Consider the following 3,192-nt stretch of genomic DNA (forward strand, 5'->3'; position numbering starts at 1 on the left):
CCGAGGTGACCGTCGCGGCCTGCGACACCGCCGACCGCGACGCCACCGCCGCGCTCCTCGCCGGCATCCCCGCCGCACACCCGCTCACCGCGGTCGTACACACGGCGGGCGTCCTCGACGACGGCGTCGTCGCCTCGCTCACCCCACAACGGCTCGCCGCCGTCCTGCGGCCCAAGGTCGACGCCGCCTGGCACCTGCACGAACTCACCCGCGAAATGGACCTGGCGGCGTTCCTGCCGTTCTCGTCCATCGCCGGCGTCATGGGCAGCCCCGGCCAGGGCAACTACGCCGCGGCCAACTCCTTCCTCGACGCCCTGACCGCGCACCGCCGCTCCCTGGGCCTGGCCGGCACCTCGCTCGCCTGGGGCCCCTGGTCCCACGACGGCGGCATGACCAGCACCCTCTCCGACACCGACATGCGCCGCATGCAGTCCGGCGGCCTCCCGCCGCTCTCCGTCGACCAGGGCTTCGGCCTCTTCGACATCGCACGCGGCTCCGACGAGTCGTTCCTGGTCCTGGTCGGCCTCGCCCCCGGCGCCATGCGCGGCGCCGCCCCCGAGGACCTGCCGCCGCTCTTCCGCGGCATGGTCAGGAGCAGCCGCCGCACCGCCGCCGCCACCGACGCGGCCGGAGCGGCCGCCGCCCTCGGCGCCAAGCTCGGCGAACTCCGCGCCGACGAACGCGTCCGGTACGTCACCGACCTGGTCCGCGAGCAGGCCGCCCGGGTGCTGGGCCACGCCACGCCGAAGGCCGTCGACGTGACCCAGGAGTTCCGGGAGCTCGGCTTCGACTCGCTGACCGCCCTGGAACTGCGCAACCACCTCTCCACGGCGACCGGGCTGCGCCTGCCGGCCACCCTGGTCTTCGACTACCCGACCCCCACGGCACTCGCCGAACACTTCGTCGCCGAACTGGCCCCCGGCGACGAGCGCCCGCAGGGCCCCTCGCTGCTCGCCGAACTCGACCGCCTCGAAGCGCTCTTCGCGGCCGGCGAGCACGACGAGATCACCCGCGCGGGACTCGCCCTCCGCCTCGGCCAGATGCTGGACAAGGTGCGCGGCAGCGCGCCGGAGTCGACCGGCACCCCCGTGGACGACGCCTTCGAATCGGCCAGCGCCGACGAGGTGTTCGCCTTCATCGACAACGAGCTCGGCCGCATGGGCGACCACTGAGACGAGCCGATTCACCACAGGAAGGGTTCTCCCGTCATGTCCGATGACAAAAAGCTCGTCGACTACCTCAAGTGGGTCACGGCCGACCTGCACAAGACCCGTCGGCGGCTGGAGGAGGCCGAGGCGAGCCGGCACGAACCGATCGCCATCGTGGGCATGGCCTGCCGGCTGCCCGGCGCGGTCGCCTCCCCGGAGGACTTCTGGCGGCTGCTGGACGAGGGCCGCGACGGCATCGCCCCGTTCCCCGCCGACCGGGGCTGGGACCTCGACGCCCTGGGCGGCGAGGGGGCCGGCAGCAGCGCCGCCGCCGAGGGCGGCTTCGTCGACGCCGCCGCCTTCGACGCCGGCTTCTTCGGCATCTCGCCGCGCGAGGCCGTCGCCATGGACCCGCAGCAGCGGCTGCTGCTGGAGACCACCTGGGAAGCGGTGGAACGCGCCGGCCTCGACCCGGTGTCCCTGCGCGGTTCCCGCACCGGCGTGTTCGTCGGCACCGCCGGCGTCGACTACGTCGGCGTCGTGATGAACTCCCGCGAGGACGCGGAGGGCCACGCCACCACCGGCCTCACCGCCAGCGTCGTCTCCGGCCGAGTCGCCTACGCCTTCGACCTCGCCGGCCCGGCGGTCACCGTGGACACCGCCTGCTCCTCCTCCCTGGTCGCCATCCACCTGGCCGCCCAGTCCCTGCGCCAGGGCGAGTGCGGCCTCGCCCTCGCGGGCGGTGTCACCGTCATGTCCACCCCCATGGGCTTCTCCGGCTTCACCCGCCAGGGCGGCATCTCCACCAGCGGCCGCTGCAAGGCGTTCGCCGACTCCGCGGACGGCACCGGCTGGTCCGAGGGCGCCGGCGTCCTCGTCCTGGAGCGGCTCTCCGACGCCCGCCGCAACGGGCACCAGGTCCTCGCCGTCGTCCGCGGCTCCGCGGTCAACCAGGACGGCGCCTCCAACGGGCTCACGGCGCCCAACGGCCCGTCGCAGCAGCGCGTCATCCGGCAGGCCCTCGCCGGCGCCGGACTCTCACCCGCCGACGTGGACGCCGTCGAGGCCCACGGCACCGGCACGCCCCTCGGCGACCCCATCGAGGCACAGGCCCTGCTGGCCACCTACGGCCAGGACCGTCCCGAGGACCGGCCGCTGCTGCTGGGCTCGGTGAAGTCCAACATCGGCCACTCCCAGGCCGCCGCCGGAGTCGCCGGCGTCATCAAGACCGTCCTGGCCATCCGCCACGGCGTCCTGCCCAAGACCCTCCACGTCGACGCGCCCTCCACCCACGTCGACTGGACCGCGGGCAACGTCCGCCTCCTCACCGAACGCACCCCCTGGCCGGAGACCGGCCGGCCGCGCCGCGCCGCCGTGTCCTCCTTCGGCATCAGCGGCACCAACGCCCACCTCGTCGTCGAGCAGGCCCCCGAACCGGAGGAGCCGGAGCAGCCCGCCGCACCGACGGCTCACCCGACGGTCGTGCCGTGGCCGGTCGCCGGCAAGACGAAGGGCGCCCTGGAGGCACAGCTCGCAGGCGTGTCCGCCCTGACCGACGCCACCGCGCTGGACGTGGGCTTCTCCCTGGCGTCGGGGCGGTCGCTGTTCGAGCACCGGGCGGTGCTGCTCGCGGGCACGAGCCTGGAGGGCGGGGCGCCGGTCGAGGTGGCGCGTGGCCGTGCCGCTGAGCGGTCGCTGGCGGTGCTGTTCTCGGGGCAGGGTGCGCAGCGGGCGGGGATGGGGCGTGAGCTGTACGCCGTCTTCCCGGTGTTCGCGGAGGCGTTGGATGCCGTGCTGGCGCGGCTGGACGTGGAGTTGGAGCGTCCGCTGCGGGAGGTGTTGTTCGCGGCGGAGGGCACGCCGGAGGCGGAGCTTCTCGACACGACCGGGTTCACGCAGCCCGCGTTGTTCGCGGTCGAGGTGGCGCTGTTCCGGCTGGTCGAAAGCTGGGGTGTGCGGCCGGAGTTCGTGGCCGGTCACTCCGTGGGTGAGATCTCGGCCGCGCACGTGGCCGGGGTGCTGTCGCTGGAGGACGCCTGCGCGC

2 protein-coding genes are annotated in these 3,192 nt (G+C 74.3%); both read left to right on the forward strand.

Features of this window, described 5'->3' with window-relative positions; translation table 11 throughout:
* Window positions 1-1,172 (forward strand): KR domain-containing protein (locus IE178_RS34895; RefSeq protein WP_193515043.1); only part of this gene is annotated, 1,172 nt, incomplete at its 5' end.
* A 36-nt stretch (window positions 1,173-1,208) separates the two neighbouring features.
* Window positions 1,209-3,192: type I polyketide synthase (locus IE178_RS34900; protein ID WP_193515044.1), on the forward strand; the 1,984-nt coding region annotated here is incomplete at its 3' end.

This window comes from Streptomyces griseoloalbus (genome assembly GCA_014650015.1).
Classification (GTDB): domain Bacteria; phylum Actinomycetota; class Actinomycetes; order Streptomycetales; family Streptomycetaceae; genus Streptomyces; species Streptomyces griseoloalbus.